The following is a 21,618-nucleotide window of genomic DNA, read 5'->3' as shown; positions in this document are numbered from 1 at the left end:
CTTAATTACCTGCTATTGCCTGCTGTAGTGCTTTAATCATTAACAAAGAAGAGGTTGCACCGGGATCTTGGTGACCGATACTGCGTTCGCCTAGATAGCTTGCTCGCCCTTTTTTCGCCAACATTTCAATCGTGGCAACCGCGTTCGTTTCTGCTAGCTCAACCATTTCATTCAGTAAATGATCGGCGCTCATGCCATTTTCTAACGACGCCTTCACACTAACTAAAACGGGTAACCAAACATCACACATGGTTTTATCACCCAGTTCTGCTTTACCACGAGACACCACACCATCCACACCGCTTTTTAGTGCATCCATTAACTCTTCAAACGTTAGTTGCTCTCGGGTTCCGACAGCGGCAGCGGTGCGAATAAATAACGTGCCATACAGCGGGCCACTTGCCCCACCGACACTAGAAAGCAAGGTCATGCCGGTATTCTTGAGAATACTGCCGATGTTTTGGTCCGCAACTTGAGGCAGTTTTTCCGCGACTTTTTTAAAGCCACGGTTCATATTAAGACCGTGGTCGGCGTCACCAATATCACGATCAAGGTCGGTCAGAAAATCTTGATTCTCTTGGTACGTTTTCGCACATAGCTCTAACCAGTGAACGATATGTTGTTTTTCAATTTGCATGTGTGCTCCCCCCTGTTACCACTTGATCGCGGCCGTATCGACAGGAGCATCAAACAGCTCCAACATCTCTTTATCTGCTTTCAGCAACGTAATTGAAACGCCTTCCATATCGAGTGACGTACAGAAGTTACCGACCCTATTACGCACGATACGGAACCCCGCTTGCTCGCAATTATGAGCCAGACGGCGGTACACGCCGTAAAGCTCTGAAGTTGGCGTACCGCCCATACCATTCACCATCACAATGTAGTCGTGTTCAGCGGCGAAAGGCTCAATGCGGGATTCCACTTCATCCCATTCACCTTCGTCACGATTCCAAATACGCAATGTACGCTGATAAGGCGTGTTTTCAGCAACTTCAGCAAACATCGCATCCACTAACGTATCGACGTCAGTGTATTTCACTCGCTTGATACCGGGTTCACCATGGATACCGACCCCAAACTCCACTTCATCATCTTCCAGAACAAAAGATGGTTTACCCGCCGCTGGCACAACACAAGCATTAAGCGCCACGCCAAATGAACGACAGTGATTATTAACACGACGAGCCAGCACTTCACATTGCTCCAACGAATAACCTTTGCTGGCGGCAGCCCCAACTAACTTCTCAACCAATACCGTTCCAGCAACGCCACGGCGACCAGCGGTGTACAGGCTATCTTTTACCGCCACATCGTCGTCCACCAACACCGACCCAACTTTGATGCCATCGGTATGAAGCAGCTCCACGGCCGTTTCAAAGTTCAACACATCGCCGGTGTAGTTTTTAATGATAAACAGCACGCCCTCACCGGTATTCACTTGGTTACCACACTCGTACATTTGATCCGGCGTTGGTGAAGTAAACACCTCACCAGGACAAGCGCCCGTCAGCATGCCTTTACCAATAAAACCGGCGTGTAAAGGTTCATGACCACAGCCACCACCAGAAACCAGTGCCACTTGCCCCGGCGTTTCCTCATGCCACATGTAACGAGGTTCGTAGTTGGCTTTTAGCTCAGGGCGGGACAGCGCCAGACCTTCCATTTGCTGCAATACCACATCATCGACTTGGTTAATTAATTTTTTCATCGTTCTATCTCATTCCATTTATATTTTTATGTAGGGTATGAATTCATCTTAAACAGAGAAAATATGTGCTCAACAAAAATCAATCCGTTTCATATTGAAACGACTTTGCTGATATATTTGTTTCAATATGAAACAAAAAACGACAAATACGCCTGAATAGTGATCGGCGCCATAAAGCATGGTGATGCTTATTACTTCTGGCAGTCGGTTTGACACAGAGGTCATAAAAGCACGAAACAAACCAGAGATATCCTTCACCACTTCCCTCACCAAACCTAATATAAACCTTATCGCTACAATGGATTTTCATTGCAGTCCAAAACACACATAAAAGGTTAAAGGTTTGAATTATGGACAAAATTATTATCAGCCCAAGCAAATACGTCCAAGGTGAACAAGTACTTACATCTATCGCTCACTATGTGAAAGCATTGGGTGAACGTCCGTTAGTGATTGCCGATGAGTTCGTGACTAACCTGGTGGGTGATGACGTCAAACAAAGCTTTGCTGACCAAAAGCTTCCGCTCACCATGAACATTTTTCATGGCGAATGTTCGCGCGTTGAGATTGAACGCATCACGGACATTTGTGCGACACAAAAACACGATGTCATTGTCGGTATCGGTGGCGGTAAAACGTTAGACACTGCAAAGGCCGTTGCGTTTTACACCCAAATTCCTGTCGTGGTGGTTCCTACCATCGCCTCGACGGATGCGCCAACGTCAGCACTTGCGGTGATATACACACCAGAAGGTGAATTTGCGGAATACTTGATGATCCCTAAAAACCCAGACATGGTCATCATGGATACGTCTGTCATCGCTAAAGCCCCCGTTCGTCTACTGGTATCGGGGATGGGCGATGCGCTCTCCACCTACTTTGAAGCTCGTGCCAACATGACTTCTGGTAAGGCAACAATGGCCGGTGGTTTAGCGACACGTTCAGCGCAAGCGCTTGCGAAGCTCTGTTATGAAACCTTGCTTGACGATGGTGTAAAAGCAAAAGCTGCGGTAGAAAATGGGGTGAGCACCAAAGCGGTAGAAAATATTATTGAAGCCAATACATACCTAAGCGGTATCGGTTTTGAAAGCAGTGGTCTGGCGGGGGCTCACGCTATTCATAACGGCTTAACCAAGCTCGAAGAGTGTCACCATCTCTATCATGGTGAGAAAGTCGCGTTCGGCACGCTGGTTCAATTGGTGCTAGAAAACGCAGCGATGGAAGAGATTAATACGGTTCTCGCCTTCTGCCGCTCTGTAGGCTTACCAACCAACCTCTTTGATATGGGCGTAAAAGAGCTTAACCACGCGAAGTTGCGCGAGGTCGCCGAAGCCTCAACGGCCGAGGGAGAAACAATCCACAACATGCCATTCCCAGTGACTTCAGAAAATGTCTACTCTGCGATTCTAACCGCTCACCAACTGGGTCAATAACCCACATAACTTCAAACGAGTTTGAGTCCCCAAAGGCAAGCCAAGGCTTGCCTTTTTTAATACTTCAATTTATACAAATCTACGGAAAGATCCGTTTTCATTGCGCCTTCTAGATGCTCCCATCATTTTCGTGGTTCCAAATACAAAAAAGCGGCACATACTCTCGCATGTGCCGCTTGTGATTTGAGATTTAAGTGTGATTACTCAACCGTTACCGCTTTGGCTAGGTTACGTGGTTGGTCTACGTCGGTACCTTTGATCAGCGCGACGTAGTAAGACAGCAACTGCATTGGGATGGTGTAGTAGATCGGCGCGGTGATTTCGCTAACGTGAGGCATGGTGATGATCTTCATCGTTTCATCGCCTTCAAAGCCGGCGTCTGCATCCGCAAATACATACAGTAGGCCACCACGCGCGCGTACTTCTTCCACGTTTGATTTTAGTTTCTCAAGCAAATCGTTGCTTGGCGCAACCACAACCACAGGCATATCAGCATCAATCAGCGCAAGGGGACCATGTTTTAGTTCACCCGCCGCGTACGCTTCTGCATGGATGTAAGAGATCTCTTTCAGTTTTAGAGACGCTTCCATTGCGATTGGGTAGAACTCACCACGACCTAGGAACAGCGTATGATGCTTGTCCGCGAAATCTGTTGCTAGTGCTTCAATGTCTTTCTCGAAAGAAAGCGCCGCATTGATTTGCTTAGGAAGTGCATGCAGTGCTTCTACAATCTCTTTCTCTTTCTCTTTGCTGATACGACCTTGCTGCTTACCAAGCGCCGTTACCAGCATTAAGAGTGCAGAAAGCTGAGTCGTGAACGCTTTGGTTGAAGCCACACCAATTTCGACGCCCGCGCGAGTCATGAACGCAAAATCAGATTCACGAACCAAAGAAGAACCCGCCACGTTACAGATGGTCATTGCCGCCATGTAACCTTTTTCTTTCGCTAGGCGAAGTGCCGCTAGCGTATCTGCCGTTTCGCCAGACTGAGATAGCGTGATCAGAAGGCTATTTGGACGCGTCACAAACTTGCGGTAACGGAACTCAGAGGCGATTTCTACGTCGCAGCTCACCCCTGCGATGTCTTCAAACCAGTAACGCGCTGTCATGCCCGCGTTGTAAGACGTACCACACGCGACGATTTGTACGTGCTCTACTTTGCTTAAGATGTCTGCCGCATGCACACCAATCGCGTCAGTCACAACAGAATCTGTTGTGATACGGCCTTCCATCGTGTTGATCAGCGCTTTAGGTTGCTCATAGATTTCTTTTTGCATGAAGTGACGGTATTGGCCTTTATCGCCCGCATCATGTTCTGCATTAGATTCTACGATTTCACGCTCAACCAGCTCGCCCGTTGCGTCAAAGACAGTAACTTCACGGCGAGTGATTTCTGCCACATCACCTTCTTCTAGGTACATGAAACGGCGTGTTACGTTCAGTAGTGCAAGTTGGTCAGAAGCCAGGAAGTTTTCACCGACACCAAAACCGATCACAATTGGGCTACCTGAACGTGCCACCACAATGCGAGATGGGTCTTTACGATCAAGTGCTACCGTACCGTAGGCACCTTCTAGTTGCTTAGCCGTCTTTTGTACCGCTTCTAATAATGTTCCAGAAGTACGCAACTCCCACTCAATCATATGTGCGATAACTTCTGTATCCGTTTGAGATTCAAACACGTAACCACGAGATTGAAGCAATTCACGAAGCTCTTCGTGGTTTTCGATAATACCGTTATGTACCACAGCAATGTCGCCAGACATGTGTGGGTGTGCATTGACTTCAGATGGTTCACCGTGCGTCGCCCAACGAGTGTGCGCAATACCAGTACCGCCAAGCACTTTTGCTTCTTCTACTGCATCAGCCAGTTCTTGCACTTTACCCAAGCGACGAACGCGCGTTAGGTTTGACTCGCCATCAACAACCGCAACGCCAGCTGAGTCGTAACCGCGGTACTCTAAGCGGCGTAAACCTTCAACCAAAATTTCTGCAACATCTCGCTGTGCGACTGCACCTACGATTCCACACATGTGTTTATCTCCGTTTGTAGTTTTGTTCTTCCCTAGCCATGATTTCTAATAGAGGCAGCAAGCAAAGGCCTGTATTTAGCGGGAAGTAAAATATGTAACTGTTATACCCAAGTACCTTAAGGCTACTTGGGTATACGTCATTAGATTAAGCGCAAATGACTTTCACGCCATGCTGTTCAATTTGTAACTTATGTTCAGATTGCACTTCAGCGTCCGTCACTAGGACATCGATTTGATTCCAAGCCAGCTCTAAGTTGGGGATCTTACGACCGACCTTTTCTGATTCAACCATCACGACGACTTCACGTGACACTTCTGCCATGACCTTGCTTAAGCCAATTAACTCGTTAAACGTGGTCGTCCCGCGCTCCAAATCAACACCATCGGCACCAATAAAAAGTTGGTCAAAATCATAAGCTCTTAATACAGACTCGGCGACTTTGCCTTGAAAGGACTCTGAGTGCATATCCCACGTACCACCTGTCATCAGTAGAGTCGGTTCGCTTTCTAATTCGTTGAGGGCATTGGCAACGTGCAGCGAGTTGGTCATCACCACTAAGCCACGTTTATCATTCAACTGCTGAATTAGCGCCGCCGTCGTACTGCCACTGTCGATCACGATGCGGTTATGGTCACGGATCAGTGAAGCAGCCGCTTTTGCTAAATTTAACTTTCGAGTCGAAACATTAGAGCTCAATTCTTCATGAATCACTTCCGTCGGGATCGCAATCGCACCGCCGTAACGACGTAAAAGTTGTCCATTTTTTTCTAAAGAAGCGAGATCCTTTCTAATCGTGACTTCTGAGGTTTCAAATTTCTGAGCCAATTCATCAACGCTGACTTCTCCCAGTTCAAAAACCAAGTTAGAAATGGCGTGTCTTCTTAATTGAGTGTTTCGTTTCGACATTTATGTTTTGATTTTAAGTTTCGAAGTGAAACTTATTATAGTCAAAACGAAACTTTTAAGTCTATTTATTTCGATACAAAAAATTAATATTTCTCGATAAAACCTTGTCCTAAGACAATTCTTAAACAGTGATATTGGATTCATTCAGTGGTAGAATTCGCCACCGAAAAGAAAAAAAATTACAGAATTGACGGCTATTTAATTGCAACTTTCTGCATATAAAGTGGGATTGATCACAAAAAGGTAGCCAAAATCGCCAATCTTTTAGTCATAAAATGACTAAACTTGGTGAAAGACTTTCAGAATCTGAAGTGCTAATAATGAGGCGGAAATCGGTGGGTGGCAGGCACTAAATGTCATCAAGAGCGCCCTAACTTCAGAATAAATAATCGACTTTAAAATTGTAACTATACTTACCGGAGAGTATCTTCCATGAAAAAGACCAAAATCGTATGTACGATTGGCCCTAAAACTGAATCTGTAGAGAAGCTAACTGAACTAGTAAACGCAGGCATGAATGTAATGCGTCTGAACTTCTCTCACGGTGACTTCGAAGAGCACGGCACTCGTATCGCGAACTTCCGCAAAGTAATGGAAGCGACAGGCAAACAACTAGCAATCCTTCTTGATACTAAAGGCCCAGAAATCCGCACTATCAAGCTAGAAGACGGCAACGATGTTGACCTAGTCGCTGGTCAAGAATTTACTTTTACAACTGACACTTCAGTTGTCGGTAACAAAGACAAAGTTGCAGTAACTTACGCTGGTTTCGCAGCAGACCTAAACGTGGGTAACACTATCCTAGTCGACGACGGTCTAATCGAGATGGAAGTGATCTCTAAGACTGAAACAGAAGTTAAATGTAAAGTTCTTAACAACGGCGCACTAGGTGAAAACAAAGGTGTTAACCTTCCTGGCGTTTCTGTAAACCTACCGGCTCTATCTGAAAAAGATAAAAACGACCTTAAATTCGGTTGTGAGCAAGGCGTTGACTTCGTTGCCGCTTCTTTCATCCGTAAAGCATCAGACGTTCAAGAGATCCGTGACGTTTTAGCAGCAAATGGCGGCGAGAGCATCCACATCATCTCTAAGATCGAAAACCAAGAAGGTGTTGATAACTTTGATGAGATCCTTGAGCTTTCTGACGGCATCATGGTTGCTCGTGGTGACCTAGGCGTTGAAATTCCAGCAGAAGAAGTCATCTTCGCTCAGAAAATGATGATCGAGAAGTGTAACCGTGCTCGTAAGATGGTTATCACGGCAACTCAAATGCTTGACTCTATGATCAACAACCCACGTCCTACTCGTGCAGAAGCAGGCGACGTTGCTAACGCTGTCATGGACGGGACTGACGCAGTGATGCTTTCTGGTGAAACGGCGAAAGGTAAGTACCCTGTTGAAGCTGTGAAAATCATGGCTCAAATCGCAACTCGTACAGATTCAGCCCTTAAAGCGGAACTAGGCTCTCGCCTAGACAGCCCACGTCTACGCATCACTGAAGCAGTATGTAAAAGCGCAGTAGACACCGCTGAGAAACTTGCGGCTCCGCTGATCGTTGTGGCCACTGAAGGTGGTAAGTCTGCTCGTTCAGTCCGTAAGTACTTCCCAACCGCAAACATCCTTGCACTTACAACCAATGAGAAGACAGCGGCTCAGCTAGTGCTAACTAAAGGTGTAACCCCTGTTGTTGTTGATTCAATCGCAAACACTGACGCGTTCTACGTTACAGGTAAAGAGCTAGCACTAGAGTCGGGTCTAGGTAACAAAGGCGATATCGTCGTTATGGTTTCTGGTGCTCTAGTCGCTTCAGGTACGACGAACACGACTTCAGTACACGTACTATAAGATTGTTAATTCTGTTATCAATCCAATAAAAAGAGGGCTTACGCCCTCTTTTTTTACATCACTCTTTTACTTCGTATCACATAATTGCTTAATCTAACCTGTAAAACCACTCGAACGACGTTGGCTTTTCGCTATAAAAAAGCTTGATTGTAGAATCACTCTTTATCGAAAATGTCTCTTTTCCTCAACCATTTCCTACGCTATCTCGGATGTTTCTTGTCATATGAGGACCACAGTGGCAATCCTCACTAAATGGTATTTTCTATCTACAATCAAGCGACTAAGGCTTGAGTGAACGTTCACCTCGGGCAATCCCTACTACACCACTTCGGGCCACCTCCACCACATCTGTTACTTCAGAGATCGCTTGAATAAACGCATCCAACTTCTCACTGGTTCCAGCTAATTGCACCGTATATTGAGATGCTGTGACATCAACAATCTGGCCACGAAAAATGTCGGCCGTTCGTTTTACTTCTGCTCTTGCAAAACCACTGGCTTTGACTTTTACCATCATCAGTTCACGCTCAATGTGCTCGAACTCCGTGACCTCTTGAACCTTCAGGATATCAATCAATTTGTGCAATTGTTTTTGGATTTGTTCTAACTGCATTTCGTTGGATGTCGTGGTGATATTCATACGAGAAAGTGTTTCGTCATCCGTAGGGGAAACCGTCAACGACTCAATGTTGTAACCACGTTGAGAGAACAAGCCTACAACGCGAGACAAAGCACCAGGTTGGTTTTCCAATAACAATGAAATTATGTGTCTCATATTAAGTTCTCTCCGTTTTACTCAGCCACATCTTGTCCATTCCCTCACCTTTAATTTGCATCGGGTATACGTGCTCGGTTTCGTCTACGTTGATGTCGACAAACACCAAGCGATCTTTCATATCTAACGCTTTTTTTAGCCCTTCTTCGAGCTGATCTGGCGTTTCGATACGAATACCGACGTGGCCATAAGCTTCTGCAATTGCCGCAAAGTCAGGAACAGAACTCATGTATGAGTTGGAGTGACGGCCTTGGTAAATAATATCTTGCCACTGTTTTACCATGCCTAAGAAACGGTTGTTCAAGTTGATGATCTTAATAGGAATATCGTATTGCATCGCCGTCGAGAGTTCTTGGATATTCATTTGAATACTGCCATCGCCCGTCACAACCACGACTTCTTCTTGCGGCATTGCGAATTTAACACCCATACCAGCAGGAAGGCCAAAGCCCATCGTGCCCAGACCGCCAGAGTTTATCCAACGGCGGGGCTTATTGAATGGATAATAAAGCGCTGCAAACATTTGGTGTTGACCAACATCCGACGCCACGTAAGCATCACCATTGGTCAATTTGTGTAATGTTTCAATTACTTGCTGAGGTTTAATTCGCTCTGATGACGTTTCATAAGCCAAACAGTTGCGTTCGCGCCATACTTGGATGTCATCCCACCACGTTGTAATAGCGTCCTGATCGTTACCACACTCTTGTTCAGCCAGCAGCCCAAGCATGGTGATCAGCACTTTTTCTGCAGAACCTACGATTGGCAGATCCACTTTTACATTTTTGGAAATCGATGATGGGTCGATATCTATATGCATCACTTTCGCGTTCGGGCAGTACTTCTCTAAATTGTTGGTCGTACGGTCATCAAAACGAACGCCGATACCAAAAATCAGATCCGCTTCGTGCATCGCCATATTGGCTTCATAGGTACCATGCATGCCCAACATACCAAGCGAATTTTGGTGGGTTCCAGGAAATGCACCTAAGCCCATCAAAGTGCTGACAACTGGTAAATTTAGCTTATTTGATAAATCAAATATATGTTCGTGCGCCCCAGAGATCACCGCGCCGCCACCAATATACAGTACGGGTTTTTTCGCTTCTAACAGCGATTTAAGCGCTTTTTTAATCTGGCCTTTATGACCCGACGTCGTCGGCTTATACGAACGCATCGATAGGCTTTCTGGATACTGGTAAGGCAGTTTGATTTGCGGGTTCATCACATCTTTAGGCAAATCAATCACAACGGGGCCTGGTCGGCCCGTTGTCGCAATATAGAAGGCTTTTTTAATGGTTTCAGGGATATCTTCCGCTTTTTTTACTAAAAAACTGTGTTTTACTACCGGTCGAGAAACACCGACAATGTCACATTCTTGGAAGGCATCATTACCAATTAAACTGTTTGGCACGTTACCCGAAATAACGATCATGGGGATCGAATCCATGTAAGCAGTCGCAATTCCGGTGATGGTATTGGTCGCGCCAGGACCAGAACAGACGAGTACCACACCCGGCTTACCCGTCGCACGGGCATAGCCATCGGCCATATGCGTCGCCGCTTGCTCATGTCTGACTAGTACGTGTTTAATTTGTTCGGTTTTGGCGTGCAGTGCGTCGTAGATGTCTAAAACAGAACCACCAGGGTAGCCAAATATCTGCTCTACGTTTTCTTCTATCAGAGATTGCACAACCATCTCTGCTCCTGACAACATTGCTGTCATAATTGCTCTCCTTAGCCAGTACCCTCACCGTAAGGTCAACGGATTGGTCTGATTTTACATAGTCTAGGGCTTATTCGTAGCCTAATCGAAATACTTCCACGCTTTCGGCTATGTCTTGCGTTCGTCATAACATCCCGCAAGGTTACCCAACAAATGTAACGTTTTATTATCAATGGGTCTAATGAGAGATACGTCTACTTTTCAATCAAGATGCTAGAGAATAGAACAACAGAAGGAGTTGCAGCCACACATACACAATGTCTCAGCACGATTAAAGAAAATAACGTTCAAAAAAAGAACATAATTCCAGAGCGCTTTCTATAAAGGTTGCTAAATAGCGGTATTGAGCATGAAAAAGAGAGGGAACCGATACTCATAAAAATCCCCAGAAATACAAGAGGGTACCTCTGGTTTTTTTTCATCAATTTGAAATCTTACTCAGTCTAAATTACTTTTTCTCAGACTTTTCCTTGTACATTTCTTCGATTTCATCTTGGTATTTATCATTAATGACTTTTCGGCGCAGTTTTTGTGTTGGTGTTAACTCACCATCATCCATTGAGAACGATCTTGGCAGCAGTTTAAACTTCTTCACTTGTTCAAATTTAGCCAGCTCTTTCTGTAATTCATTCACACGCTTCTCAAGCATTTCGACCACTTGGTGATGTTTAACCAATTCGACTCGGTCGTGGTACGCGATGTTCAACTCTTTCGCGTATTCTTCAAGAGAGTCAAAACACGGCACGATTAGCGCAGACACAAACTTGCGCGTATCTGCGATAACGGCAATTTGCTCAATGAAATGATCTTTACCGATGGCGCCTTCGATCATTTGTGGTGCGATGTATTTACCACCCGAAGTCTTCATCAACTCTTTAATCCGATCCGTGATAAAGAGATTACCATTTTCATCGATATAACCCGCATCACCTGTTTTTAGAAAACCATGTTCGTCGAATGTCTTTTCGGTCTCTTCTGGCATTTTGTAATAACCACGCATCACCATCGGACCACGCACCAAAATTTCGTTATTGTGACCAATCTTGACTTGAGCGCCGGGCATCGACATCCCAATCGAATCTGGGTCAAAACATTGGTCATCCCAGCACGATACTGTTGCTGTGGTCTCTGTCATGCCATAGCCCAACTTCACGTTGATGCCTATCGCATGGAAGAAGCGCCCAATGGTTTCATCAAGCTTTGCGCCACCACAAGGCATAAAGTTGATGTTCCCCCCTAACAGGGCACGCAGTTTATTTAAGACCAGCTTGTCAGCCAGAGCATAAGCTTTACGCAACATGACCGATGGCTTGCGTTTCTCTTGATGGCACACCGCCATTTTTGCCCCCATATTCACCGCCCAAGTAAACATGATCTTGCGATGGATCGGCGCACGAGACACTTTTTCATGGATGGCAGAGAAGATTTTCTCATAAAAACGCGGTACTGCACTCATCACCGTTGGTCGTACTTGGCTAAGCGCGTCACGCACCTGCATCGTATCTTGCAAGTAACAGTTGGTAGCACCTTTATACAATACATAGAATGTCCAAGCGCGCTCAAACACGTGGGAGAGTGGTAGGAAACACAATGAAACATCGTCTTGAGACAAGCTCAAACGCTGATCATGCCCTTCTAATTGCGCCGCAATATTAGCGTAATCCAGCATCACCCCTTTTGGCTGTCCAGTGGTGCCCGAGGTGTAGATCAGCGTGAGTAGATCATCTTCCCTTGCTTGCTCTAAACGTGCGTCTAATTCAACTTGGTATGTGGCATCGCCTTTGGCGACAAATGCTTGCCAAGAGATAACGAAATCATATTCACCAAGCTCGATATCATCCGACATTGCCACAATCAGTTCTAACTGCTCACACTGTTCAAAGATACTCACCGCAGCATCAAACTGTGCCTGCTCACCCACAAACAGTACTTTCACGTCCGCATTATCAATGATGTAAGCAGACTGCGCCGCAGTATTGGTTGGATAGATAGGAACTGTCACACTGCGCAATTGTAACGCAGCGATATCCGCGATTGTCCATTGCGGCATGTTGTTTGAGAAAATACCGATCTTATCTTGAACGCCCAATCCCTGAGCCAAAAGTGCGCGTGATAAAGTATCAACTTGCTGACCAAATTGCTCCCACGTAATACCTTGCCATTTGTCACCTACTTTATGTTTGAGTGCAACGCGAGTACCACCGTTCGCAATTTGTTCACGAATACGTTTAACGATATGAAAATCTAACTTGGCCATTCTTTTACTTACCTTTTGGCTTACAGGCGTAAGCTAATTGAGCGCACAAGTGTACTTATGGCTTGCTAAAACGCAACTGACCAGTATCAAACTTATCACTAATAAGAGACAACTATCACTTATGCGTATCGAATACACTTAAAAGTGCTGAACGTTTGCACTATTTAATTCACTGTTTTACTTATTGATTCCAGAAAATAAAAAGCCCCGAAAAATAAACATCTCTCGGGGACGAAGGAATTGTAAAAATTGATGATGACCAATTCGGTCTAATTAAACAGCTAGACTCAAAATTCTCTTATTTAACAGCGACCACTTCACCGCATGTGATCATAAGTTGATCACGTAACCAAATGTGCCCTTTGTCTTTTTCGCTTGATTCATGCCAGCTCAAGTAACCGCTAATTTCCTTATTAGCATATGGGAAGTCCAAGATTTGCAACTGGTCGCTGTTTACTGCATTTTCTGCCATCCAACGCGGTGCAATCGTCACGAGTTCTGACTGGCCCACCACATAAAGCAAGTTACTTAGGCTTGAACCTTCATACGCCGCTTGACAATCCAGTTCACGGTAAGCTTGTTCAGAGAAACTTCGTTGACCATGTACTTGAGATAATTTCGCGTGTTTTTCGTTCAGTAGTTGCTCAGTAGTGACGCTACCTCGAATGCGCGAATGCGTTTTTGAAGCGACCACAACCAATTCATCTTTAAAGATCTCTGTACTTGAGAAACCTTGCTCATCAAAACGCGCATAGTCGATCACGAAATCGATCTCTTGATAGCGCATACGCTCAGATAGAAGGCGGTCAAACTCTGCATCTAAGTGAAGCTGAACGTTCGGCGCTTGTTGATTTACTTTTTCCATAATTTTCGGTGCAAAACGCATATCGCAAGGGCTGCAAATCGCTAGTTTGAACAAACGATTGGAAGATTCTGGCTGGAATACAGAGCTAGGTAGTTCGTTGCGGATCAACTGCAGTGCCTGACGAATCGGGCCAAACAGTTGGCGAGCACGTTGGGTTGGCTGAATGCCACGGCCCTGACGCATAAACAGTTCGTCATTAAACATCACTTTAAGACGGGCAACAGCGTTGCTTACCGCCGGTTGAGACATACCTAAGTTATGTGCAGCACGAGTAATATTTTGCTCTTGCATCACAGCGTCAAATACCGTCAATAGGTTTAAATCTGCACCACGCAAAGTACTTTCCATACGGTAGCTAGCAATTGCGCTCATCGCGTCTTTCTTATCTAACATTAAGTGCGCCTCTTTTGTAATCGTCAACTTGGTTCATCGGGTTCATAACGAATAGAATCCTATGCACAAAAAGACGACGGCCGGATTCGAATCATTTACCACGAATAGATAACCTAAATTTATTATATTTTTCGTACGGATAATTCCATTCCTAACCCTACTATCCATTAATCAATTACGGTTTCGCAACTAAATTGATATTTAATCAGTAAATTTTAGCCAGACAGACATTTAGTTTATTTATAACAATGAGTTGATAAAAAAATAAAAAACTATAAAACAGATAAAAAGCCCCCAGCAAGGAGACATTTGGCAAATTAATGAGACAGGTAATTATAATCAAGACGCATTTACATGACTTATTGATCATGCCCGTACTAAAAGGTCTCAACTATAACTCTGATCAAAGCTCGCACGTCACAGTAAAATATTCAATCAATGTACATCGCTGGGAAATGACCACGATAGAATAAAAATGCAGCTCTCTAATTGAATAAAAAATCGACTTTAGGGTTGACGCGTTCCATAGAGTGCGGTACTAATTCGTTAACTTAATTTTGTGGAAAGCTTAACAACTATGTCAGCTCATTTTTCTATTCTGCTTAGCCTCCTCCTGATCGTGACCAGTTCGCGCGGGTAGGCTGTGGAAGAAAAATAACCACACCAATTTCTAAGAACCCGCATGAGAATGCGGGTTTTTTTATATCTAAATACTGGAAGTAAACGATTAACTTGCACGAAAGTGCAGAAATCAGGAAGGAAGCAAACATGAACGATCAGGTCATTATATTCGACACCACATTGCGTGATGGCGAGCAAGCGTTGTCAGCAAGTTTAACGGTGAAAGAAAAACTGCAGATTGCCTATGCGCTGGAAAGGCTCGGCGTTGATGTTATTGAGGCTGGCTTCCCTATCTCCTCTCCTGGCGATTTTGAGTCAGTACAAACTATTGCAAAAAATATCAAAAACAGCCGTATTTGTGCCCTTTCGCGTGCCGTTGCGAAAGATATCGATGCCGCCGCTGAAGCATTAAAAGTTGCCGACCAATTCCGTATCCACACTTTTTTAGCCACTTCCACCATCCATGTCGAAGACAAACTACGCCGCAGTTATGACGATGTGGTTGAAATGGCCGTCAACGCCGTTAAACATGCGCGTAACTACACCGATGATGTCGAATTTTCTTGTGAAGATGCTGGCCGCACGCCAATCGATAACTTATGCCGCATGGTAGAAGCCGCCATCAATGCAGGTGCGAGCACCATCAACATTCCAGATACAGTTGGTTATACCATCCCGGCTGAGTTCGGTGCCATCATTCAAACTCTTTTCAATCGCGTACCCAATATCGACAAAGCGATCATTTCTGTTCACTGTCACGACGACTTAGGCATGTCAGTGGCCAACTCCATCGCCGCCGTCCAAGCTGGTGCACGTCAGATAGAAGGCACCATCAATGGCATTGGTGAGAGAGCCGGTAACTGTTCTCTTGAAGAGATCGCAATGATCATCAAAACGCGTCAAGAGTTCTTGGGCGTTCACACTGGTCTCAAGCATGATGAAATCCATCGCACCAGTAAGTTGGTGAGTCAACTGTGCAATACGCCAATCCAAAGCAACAAAGCGATAGTGGGCGCCAATGCCTTTAGTCACTCTTCGGGGATTCACCAAGATGGCATGCTGAAAAACAAGAGCACCTACGAAATCATGACACCTGAGTCGATAGGTCTTAAGAACCAAGCCCTAAACTTAACCAGCCGCAGTGGTCGAGCTGCAGTGAAGAGTCACATGGACACCATGGGTTACAACGAAGACGAGTACAACCTAGACGCGCTGTACGCTGACTTCTTGAAGCTTGCCGATCGCAAAGGTCAAGTATTTGATTACGATCTCGAAGCCCTAATGCACTTCTCTAATTTGCGGGAAGAGGATGACTTCTACAAACTGAACTACCTAAGCGTGCAATCGGGCAGCGTAATGGCCACCACCAGCATCAAGATGCAATGCGGCGATGAAGAAATGTGTGAAGCGGCCGTCGGTAATGGTCCGGTTGATGCGTTATACCAATGTATCTACCGTGTGACTGGTTACGAAATCGTGCTAGATAAATTCGATCTAACCGCGAAAGGTGAAGGCGAAGATGGTTTGGGTCAAGCTGACATCATTGCCAACTACAAAGGTCGTAAATACCACGGTACGGGCGTGTCTACCGACATTGTTGAAGCGTCTGGTCAAGCGTTGTTGCATGTCATCAACAGCATTCATCGTGCAGACAAGATTGAAGAAATGAAGAAAAAGAGAATCGCGACCGTATAGTAAAAGCTGAGCGTCATGGCTCAAGGGTGAATACGCTCGTTTAAAATAATTAAGCTCAAAAATTTGAACATTAAAGGACTAACATGACAGACCAATCATACAAAATTGCCGTTTTACCTGGTGACGGTATTGGCCCGGAAGTAATGACACAAGCACACAAAGTGCTGAATGCCATCGAGAAAAAACACGGGATTTCGTTTGAGCGTGATGAGCACGATGTGGGTGGCATTGCTATCGACAATCACGGTAGCCCACTTCCTGAAAGTACCCTCAATGCATGTGAAGAGTCTGATGCGGTTCTATTTGGTTCAGTTGGCGGCCCGAAATGGGAACACTTGCCACCAAACGATCAGCCAGAGCGAGGAGCCCTGCTTCCTCTGCGTAAACATTTCCAGCTTTTCTGTAACTTACGTCCTGCGCAAATCCACGCAGGTCTAGAGGCATTCTCACCATTACGGGCTGACATCTCAGCTCAGGGGTTTGACATCGCCGTGGTACGCGAACTCACTGGCGGTATCTATTTCGGCCAACCAAAAGGTCGTGAAGGCGAAGGTGCAACAGAAAAAGCGTTTGATACTGAAGTGTACCACCGCTTTGAAATCGAGCGCATCGCGAAAATCGCCTTTGAATCCGCACGTCTGCGTCGTAAAAAAGTTTGCTCTATCGACAAAGCAAACGTTCTACAAAGCTCAATCCTATGGCGTGAAGTGGTCGAAGAGATCGCGAAAGATTACCCTGACATTGAGCTATCACACATGTACATCGACAACGCAACCATGCAGCTAATAAAAGACCCTGCACAGTTTGACGTGATGTTGTGTTCGAACATCTTCGGCGACATCATTTCTGATGAGTGCGCAATGATCACAGGCTCTATGGGTATGCTGCCTTCAGCAAGCCTTAACGAAAGTAAGTTCGGTCTGTACGAGCCAGCAGGCGGCAGCGCGCCAGATATTGCAGGCAAGAGCATCGCCAATCCTGTCGCGCAAATCCTATCAGCAGCACTGATGCTACGTTATAGCCTTGGCGAAGAAGCCGCAGCACAAGACATTGAAGCAGCGGTATCGAAAGCACTTTCAGCTGGCGAGCTAACAGGCGACCTTGCAGGCGACAATCCAGCACTGACCACTTCAGAAATGGGCGATAAGATTGCTGAGTACATTTTGAACTCATAAACAGACTGAATTTATAAATATAATGGTCGTTCACCATCCGCAACACCGTTGTGATAACAAGGACGACGAGGAAAGGAAGCAATGGGCAAAACACTGTATCAAAAAGTCTACGACGCACACGTTGCCGTCGCAGCAAAAGGGGAAACCCCCATCTTGTACATCGACCGTCACTTGGTACATGAAGTGACGTCTCCACAGGCATTTGATGGTTTGCGTGAAAAAGGACGTAAAGTGCGTCAGGTCAGCAAAACTTTTGCCACCATGGACCACAACGTTTCAACCACAACGAAAGACATCAACGCATCCGGTGAGATGGCGCGTATCCAGATGGAAACGCTCTCGAAAAACTGTGAAGAGTTTGGTGTCACGCTCTACGACATCAACCATAAATACCAAGGCATTGTGCACGTCATGGGGCCTGAGCTTGGTATTACCCTACCGGGCATGACCATTGTTTGTGGTGACTCACACACCGCCACACACGGTGCATTTGGCTCGCTAGCTTTCGGCATTGGTACGTCTGAAGTTGAGCACGTGTTGGCGACTCAAACGTTAAAACAAGCGCGCGCGAAAACGATGAAGATCGAGGTAAAAGGCAAAGTCGCCCCTGGCATTACTGCAAAAGATATCGTGTTAGCGGTCATCGGCAAAACCACGGCGGCTGGCGGTACTGGCTATGTGGTTGAGTTCTGCGGTGAAGCGATTACCGATCTTTCGATGGAAGGCCGCATGACCGTATGTAACATGGCAATTGAACTGGGCGCTAAAGCCGGTTTGATTGCGCCAGATGACACGACCTTCGAATACATCAAAGGCCGTAAGTTCTCACCGCAAGGGACCGATTTTGATGCTGCAGTAGAATATTGGAAGACACTAAAAACTGATGATGATGCCCAGTTTGATGCGGTCGTAACCCTAAACGCAGCAGACATCAAACCGCAAGTGACTTGGGGCACTAATCCAGGTCAAGTCATCGCGGTTGATCAATCAATCCCAGCCCCAGAAAGCTTTGCCGACCCCGTTGAGAAAGCATCAGCGGTCAAAGCATTGGCTTACATGGGTTTAGAAGCCGGTAAGTCTTTAGCTGATTACCCCGTTGATAAAGTCTTCGTTGGTTCATGTACTAACTCACGTATTGAAGACATACGCGCTGCTGCAGAGGTAGCAAAAGGACGTAAAGTGGCCCCGAACGTTCAGGCGCTGATCGTTCCAGGTTCAGAGCAAGTGAAAGCACAAGCAGAAGCCGAAGGATTGGACGTTATCTTTAAAGAAGCGGGCTTCGAATGGCGTTTACCGGGTTGTTCAATGTGCCTAGCGATGAACAACGACCGTTTAGGTCCTCATGAGCGCTGCGCGTCGACTTCAAACCGTAACTTTGAAGGCCGCCAAGGCCGTGATGGCCGCACCCACTTAGTGAGTCCTGCCATGGCAGCCGCAGCCGCGATCGCTGGTCACTTTGTTGATATTCGTGAATTGGACTAAGGAGAACAATCATGACAGGTTTTAAGCAACACACTGGTTTGGTTGTACCTTTAGATGCCGCCAACGTCGATACCGATGCCATCATTCCAAAGCAATTTCTACAAAAAGTTTCTCGCCTGGGTTTTGGTAAGCACCTGTTCCATGACTGGCGCTTCCTTGATGATGCTGGCAAACAACCAAACCCAGATTTTATAATGAACGCTCCCCGCTACCAAGGTGCTTCTATCTTGTTAGCGCGTGAAAACTTTGGCTGTGGCTCTTCTCGTGAGCACGCACCATGGGCGCTGGCAGATTATGGTATCAAGGCAATGATCGCACCAAGCTTTGCGGACATTTTCTATGGCAACTCAATCAACAACCAAATGGTACCCGTTCGTCTAACCGAGCAAGAAGTGGATGAGCTTTTCCAATACGTTCAGACGAATGAAGGCGCGGAAGTAGAAGTCGATTTAGAAGCGAATAAAGTACGTGCAAACGGCAAAGAGTACAGCTTTGAAATTGATGAATTCCGTCGTCACTGTTTGTTGAATGGTCTAGATAACATCGGCCTAACCCTGCAGTACGAAGACAAGATTGCAGAGTACGAAGCAAATATTCCAAGCTTTCTACGCTGATTCATACGCCAATAGACACGCAGTAAAAGGTTGGCAAGCGCCAACCTTTTTCTTGTATTTTCATTACCTCAGAAAAGCTGAAGTAAAACAGGTCTACACTATCAACACGGTTTAACCCAAAGGTATCTCTATGAAGCGTCTGTTATTGTTGCTGTGCGCCCTAGCCTCTTTCGCTACGTTTGCTGCACCTAAGTCTGATTTGTGGCCATATTGGAAACAATCGAATCAAGCCAATCCAACCCAGATTTCTCACCAAGAATGGCAACAGTTGCTCGATGACTATTTGATAGAGCAAGACGAAGACACTTTATTTCGCTACAGCAAAGTCACGGCTTCTGACAAAGCGAAGTTAAAGCAGTACATTCAACGACTAGCGAAACTCGATCCTTTGCAGTACAACCAAGCAGAGCAATACGCCTATTGGGTCAACCTTTACAACGCCATCACGGTGGATCTTATTTTGGATAACTACCCAGTCGAATCAATCACCAAACTGGGCGGCTTATTTAGTTTTGGTCCTTGGGGAGATGATGTGGTTGTGGTAAACGGGCAGGAGCTGACTTTAAATGATATCGAGCATCGGATTTTGCGACCGATCTGGCAAGATCCTAGAACCCATTATGCCGTGAATTGTGCCAGCTTAGGCTGCCCAAACCTGCTAAAACAGGCGTTCACCGCACAAAACACACAGGCCCTGCTAGATAACGCTGCGACTACCTTTATCAACAGTAACAAAGGTGTATCGATCCAAGGCAATACCGCACAACTCTCTTCAATTTACGATTGGTTTGCGGAAGATTTTGGTGGAGATCAGCAAGTGTTTAACCACATAACTCAATATGCACCACAATATAAAGGCTTTTCAGGTCAAGTAAAATACGATTACGACTGGGACTTAAATCACGCCGACTAATCTCAAGATTGACAGTTCAAAGCGCTTTGGGTCACCCTAACCCAAAGCCCAAAAGGGCATCAAGTGCCCTTTTCAATTTTAATAGAAATCGCGGGGTTACTTAAAGCCTTTGACCTTTTTAATCAGATCGTAAGCATTTTGAATTTCTTGTGATTTTTCCTTCGCCACGTTCATCATTTCTGGCGGTAGACCTTTCGCCATCAACTTATCTGGGTGATGTTCATTCATCAACTTACGGTAAGCACGCTTAACGGTTTTACTGTCGGCATCCGACGACACGTCCAAAATTTTGTACGCATCGGCCAGTTGATCCGCTTGTGACGCCTGTTGCCAACCAGCTCCAGAAGATTGGTACTGACCTTGAAAGCCGCCTTGATGCTGAAAACGAAATGCCGCTTCTTGCATTTGTAAGCGACGTTCTAATTGTTCGGATGAAAAGCCCAAGCTACGTGCAATCTTGTGTAGTACGTTTCTCTCACTTGGGTGAATCGAGCCATCAGCAAAGGCAGCGGAGATTTGCAGCTCCAAGAAAAATTGCAGCAAATCAAAGCGGCCTGCTGTCGAGATTTTCACTCGAACAAGAATATCCTCCAGCGGGAAGTCACTGTCTTTACCTTCGCGAAAAGCATCTTGCGCCGCAAGCCGCTGCGCGCCATGCAATTTCATTCGGTCCATCATGGCCGAGGCAAGCTGGATTTCTTCCTTCGTCACTTGCCCTTTGGCTTTTGCCACATGTCCCATCACAGCAAATGCCGATTTAAAAAACTCTTCCTGACGCTGTCCTTGACTTGGTCCTTTGCCAAAGCCACCAGTAGAGAACCCTGCTTGGCTCAAGCGACGTGCTTTATCAAATTGATGACCGATAAATAAACCAAACAGCAAACCAAGCGGTCCACCAAGTAACAAGCCAAAAAAGGCACCCAGAATTTTGCCAAAAATATGCATTATGTGTTCTCTATCAATGAATTTTTATCGACGACGGCGGTCTTATAGTGCCGGATGCCACGATTTCCTTTATGATAATGGAATTAGTTTTATTTCGGCTAGGCCATTTCGCCTGCTTATCTTTGCAGCTATTTTATCGTCATTATGCCACAGTGAATCAATACGCTGGGATAAATGCGACTATAGTTGATTCATTTGGCTATTACGCTAGGGTACAACAATCCCTAT

Annotated in this window: 16 protein-coding genes; 7 read left to right on the top strand and 9 right to left on the bottom strand. The window is 45.7% G+C overall.

Translation table 11 applies throughout. The features are described 5' to 3' along the window. Window position 1: 1 nt before the first annotated feature. Window positions 2–637 carry a dihydroxyacetone kinase subunit DhaL gene (gene dhaL, locus AC3D28_RS13415; protein ID WP_488535045.1) on the bottom strand — a complete coding sequence of 212 codons (636 nt, stop codon included), beginning with the start codon at window positions 635–637 and terminating at the stop codon, window positions 2–4. 15 nt (window positions 638–652) lie between these two features. Further along, window positions 653–1,711: a dihydroxyacetone kinase subunit DhaK gene (gene dhaK / locus AC3D28_RS13410; RefSeq protein WP_488535044.1), complete on the bottom strand. Its 1,059-nt coding sequence runs from the start codon at window positions 1,709–1,711 to the stop codon at window positions 653–655. 350 nt (window positions 1,712–2,061) lie between these two features. Here dhaK and AC3D28_RS13405 point away from each other — a divergent pair, with 350 nt between their 5' ends. Continuing rightward, entirely contained in the window at window positions 2,062–3,144 is a 1,083-nt protein-coding gene (locus tag AC3D28_RS13405) for a glycerol dehydrogenase (RefSeq protein WP_488535043.1), read from the top strand. Window positions 3,145–3,344: 200 nt separating this feature from the next. Here AC3D28_RS13405 and glmS read toward each other — a convergent pair whose 3' ends face one another. Further along, window positions 3,345–5,177 (bottom strand): glutamine--fructose-6-phosphate transaminase (isomerizing), encoded by a 1,833-nt coding sequence (gene glmS, locus AC3D28_RS13400; protein ID WP_488535042.1) that lies wholly within the window; start codon window positions 5,175–5,177, stop codon window positions 3,345–3,347. Between the two features lie 145 nt (window positions 5,178–5,322). Continuing rightward, the gene (locus tag AC3D28_RS13395; RefSeq protein WP_488535041.1) at window positions 5,323–6,084 is read right to left on the bottom strand and encodes a DeoR/GlpR family DNA-binding transcription regulator; all 762 of its coding nucleotides are present in this window, start codon (window positions 6,082–6,084) and stop codon (window positions 5,323–5,325) included. Window positions 6,085–6,516: 432 nt separating this feature from the next. Here AC3D28_RS13395 and pykF point away from each other — a divergent pair, with 432 nt between their 5' ends. Then, window positions 6,517–7,929 (top strand): pyruvate kinase PykF, encoded by a 1,413-nt coding sequence (gene pykF / locus AC3D28_RS13390; RefSeq protein WP_098416601.1) that lies wholly within the window; start codon window positions 6,517–6,519, stop codon window positions 7,927–7,929. A gap of 280 nt (window positions 7,930–8,209) precedes the next feature. On the opposite strand, the gene ilvN is transcribed toward pykF, so the two are convergent. The 4 genes from ilvN to calR form a co-directional block, all read right to left on the bottom strand. Further along, window positions 8,210–8,704, bottom strand: a complete 495-nt coding sequence (gene ilvN, locus AC3D28_RS13385; protein WP_098416602.1) for an acetolactate synthase small subunit — start codon at window positions 8,702–8,704, stop codon at window positions 8,210–8,212. Between the two features lies 1 nt (window position 8,705). Continuing rightward, entirely contained in the window at window positions 8,706–10,430 is a 1,725-nt protein-coding gene (locus AC3D28_RS13380) for an acetolactate synthase 3 large subunit (protein ID WP_098416603.1), read from the bottom strand. Window positions 10,431–10,878: 448 nt separating this feature from the next. Continuing rightward, window positions 10,879–12,687 carry an AMP-dependent synthetase/ligase gene (locus AC3D28_RS13375; protein ID WP_098416604.1) on the bottom strand — a complete coding sequence of 603 codons (1,809 nt, stop codon included), beginning with the start codon at window positions 12,685–12,687 and terminating at the stop codon, window positions 10,879–10,881. A gap of 298 nt (window positions 12,688–12,985) precedes the next feature. Continuing rightward, a complete protein-coding gene (calR, locus tag AC3D28_RS13370; protein WP_488535040.1) occupies window positions 12,986–13,945 on the bottom strand; it encodes a LysR family transcriptional regulator CalR in 960 nt (319 codons plus the stop codon). A gap of 768 nt (window positions 13,946–14,713) precedes the next feature. Between calR and leuA the strand changes: the two genes are divergently transcribed. The 5 genes from leuA to AC3D28_RS13345 all read left to right on the top strand — a co-directional run bounded on the left by leuA (window position 14,714) and on the right by AC3D28_RS13345 (window position 20,445). Then, on the top strand, window positions 14,714–16,261 hold the full coding sequence (leuA, locus tag AC3D28_RS13365) for a 2-isopropylmalate synthase (protein WP_488535039.1): 1,548 nt from the start codon (window positions 14,714–14,716) through the stop codon (window positions 16,259–16,261). 83 nt (window positions 16,262–16,344) lie between these two features. Next, window positions 16,345–17,436 (top strand): 3-isopropylmalate dehydrogenase, encoded by a 1,092-nt coding sequence (leuB, locus tag AC3D28_RS13360; RefSeq protein WP_488535038.1) that lies wholly within the window; start codon window positions 16,345–16,347, stop codon window positions 17,434–17,436. 81 nt (window positions 17,437–17,517) lie between these two features. Further along, window positions 17,518–18,918 (top strand): 3-isopropylmalate dehydratase large subunit, encoded by a 1,401-nt coding sequence (gene leuC, locus AC3D28_RS13355; RefSeq protein WP_098416608.1) that lies wholly within the window; start codon window positions 17,518–17,520, stop codon window positions 18,916–18,918. Window positions 18,919–18,929: 11 nt separating this feature from the next. Further along, entirely contained in the window at window positions 18,930–19,532 is a 603-nt protein-coding gene (leuD, locus tag AC3D28_RS13350; protein ID WP_098416609.1) for a 3-isopropylmalate dehydratase small subunit, read from the top strand. A 130-nt stretch (window positions 19,533–19,662) separates the two neighbouring features. Beyond that, window positions 19,663–20,445 carry a DUF547 domain-containing protein gene (locus AC3D28_RS13345; protein ID WP_488535037.1) on the top strand — a complete coding sequence of 261 codons (783 nt, stop codon included), beginning with the start codon at window positions 19,663–19,665 and terminating at the stop codon, window positions 20,443–20,445. A 96-nt stretch (window positions 20,446–20,541) separates the two neighbouring features. Here AC3D28_RS13345 and djlA read toward each other — a convergent pair whose 3' ends face one another. Next, window positions 20,542–21,390 (bottom strand): co-chaperone DjlA, encoded by an 849-nt coding sequence (djlA, locus tag AC3D28_RS13340; protein WP_098416611.1) that lies wholly within the window; start codon window positions 21,388–21,390, stop codon window positions 20,542–20,544. Window positions 21,391–21,618: the final 228 nt, after the last annotated feature.

The sequence above is a fragment of the Vibrio sp. TAP-3B genome, from assembly GCF_057784735.1.
This window is presented reverse-complemented; position numbering and strand designations above follow the sequence as displayed.

What these genes read in the sequence shown, in the direction of transcription:
- dhaL (WP_488535045.1), bottom strand. Translation starts at nt 637, where the DNA reads ATGCAAATTGAAAAACAACATATCGTTCACTGGTTAGAGCTATGTGCG.
- dhaK (WP_488535044.1), bottom strand. Translation starts at nt 1,711, where the DNA reads ATGAAAAAATTAATTAACCAAGTCGATGATGTGGTATTGCAGCAAATG.
- AC3D28_RS13405 (WP_488535043.1), top strand. Translation starts at nt 2,062, where the DNA reads ATGGACAAAATTATTATCAGCCCAAGCAAATACGTCCAAGGTGAACAA.
- glmS (WP_488535042.1), bottom strand. Translation starts at nt 5,177, where the DNA reads ATGTGTGGAATCGTAGGTGCAGTCGCACAGCGAGATGTTGCAGAAATT.
- AC3D28_RS13395 (WP_488535041.1), bottom strand. Translation starts at nt 6,084, where the DNA reads ATGTCGAAACGAAACACTCAATTAAGAAGACACGCCATTTCTAACTTG.
- pykF (WP_098416601.1), top strand. Translation starts at nt 6,517, where the DNA reads ATGAAAAAGACCAAAATCGTATGTACGATTGGCCCTAAAACTGAATCT.
- ilvN (WP_098416602.1), bottom strand. Translation starts at nt 8,704, where the DNA reads ATGAGACACATAATTTCATTGTTATTGGAAAACCAACCTGGTGCTTTG.
- AC3D28_RS13380 (WP_098416603.1), bottom strand. Translation starts at nt 10,430, where the DNA reads ATGACAGCAATGTTGTCAGGAGCAGAGATGGTTGTGCAATCTCTGATA.
- AC3D28_RS13375 (WP_098416604.1), bottom strand. Translation starts at nt 12,687, where the DNA reads ATGGCCAAGTTAGATTTTCATATCGTTAAACGTATTCGTGAACAAATT.
- calR (WP_488535040.1), bottom strand. Translation starts at nt 13,945, where the DNA reads ATGTTAGATAAGAAAGACGCGATGAGCGCAATTGCTAGCTACCGTATG.
- leuA (WP_488535039.1), top strand. Translation starts at nt 14,714, where the DNA reads ATGAACGATCAGGTCATTATATTCGACACCACATTGCGTGATGGCGAG.
- leuB (WP_488535038.1), top strand. Translation starts at nt 16,345, where the DNA reads ATGACAGACCAATCATACAAAATTGCCGTTTTACCTGGTGACGGTATT.
- leuC (WP_098416608.1), top strand. Translation starts at nt 17,518, where the DNA reads ATGGGCAAAACACTGTATCAAAAAGTCTACGACGCACACGTTGCCGTC.
- leuD (WP_098416609.1), top strand. Translation starts at nt 18,930, where the DNA reads ATGACAGGTTTTAAGCAACACACTGGTTTGGTTGTACCTTTAGATGCC.
- AC3D28_RS13345 (WP_488535037.1), top strand. Translation starts at nt 19,663, where the DNA reads ATGAAGCGTCTGTTATTGTTGCTGTGCGCCCTAGCCTCTTTCGCTACG.
- djlA (WP_098416611.1), bottom strand. Translation starts at nt 21,390, where the DNA reads ATGCATATTTTTGGCAAAATTCTGGGTGCCTTTTTTGGCTTGTTACTT.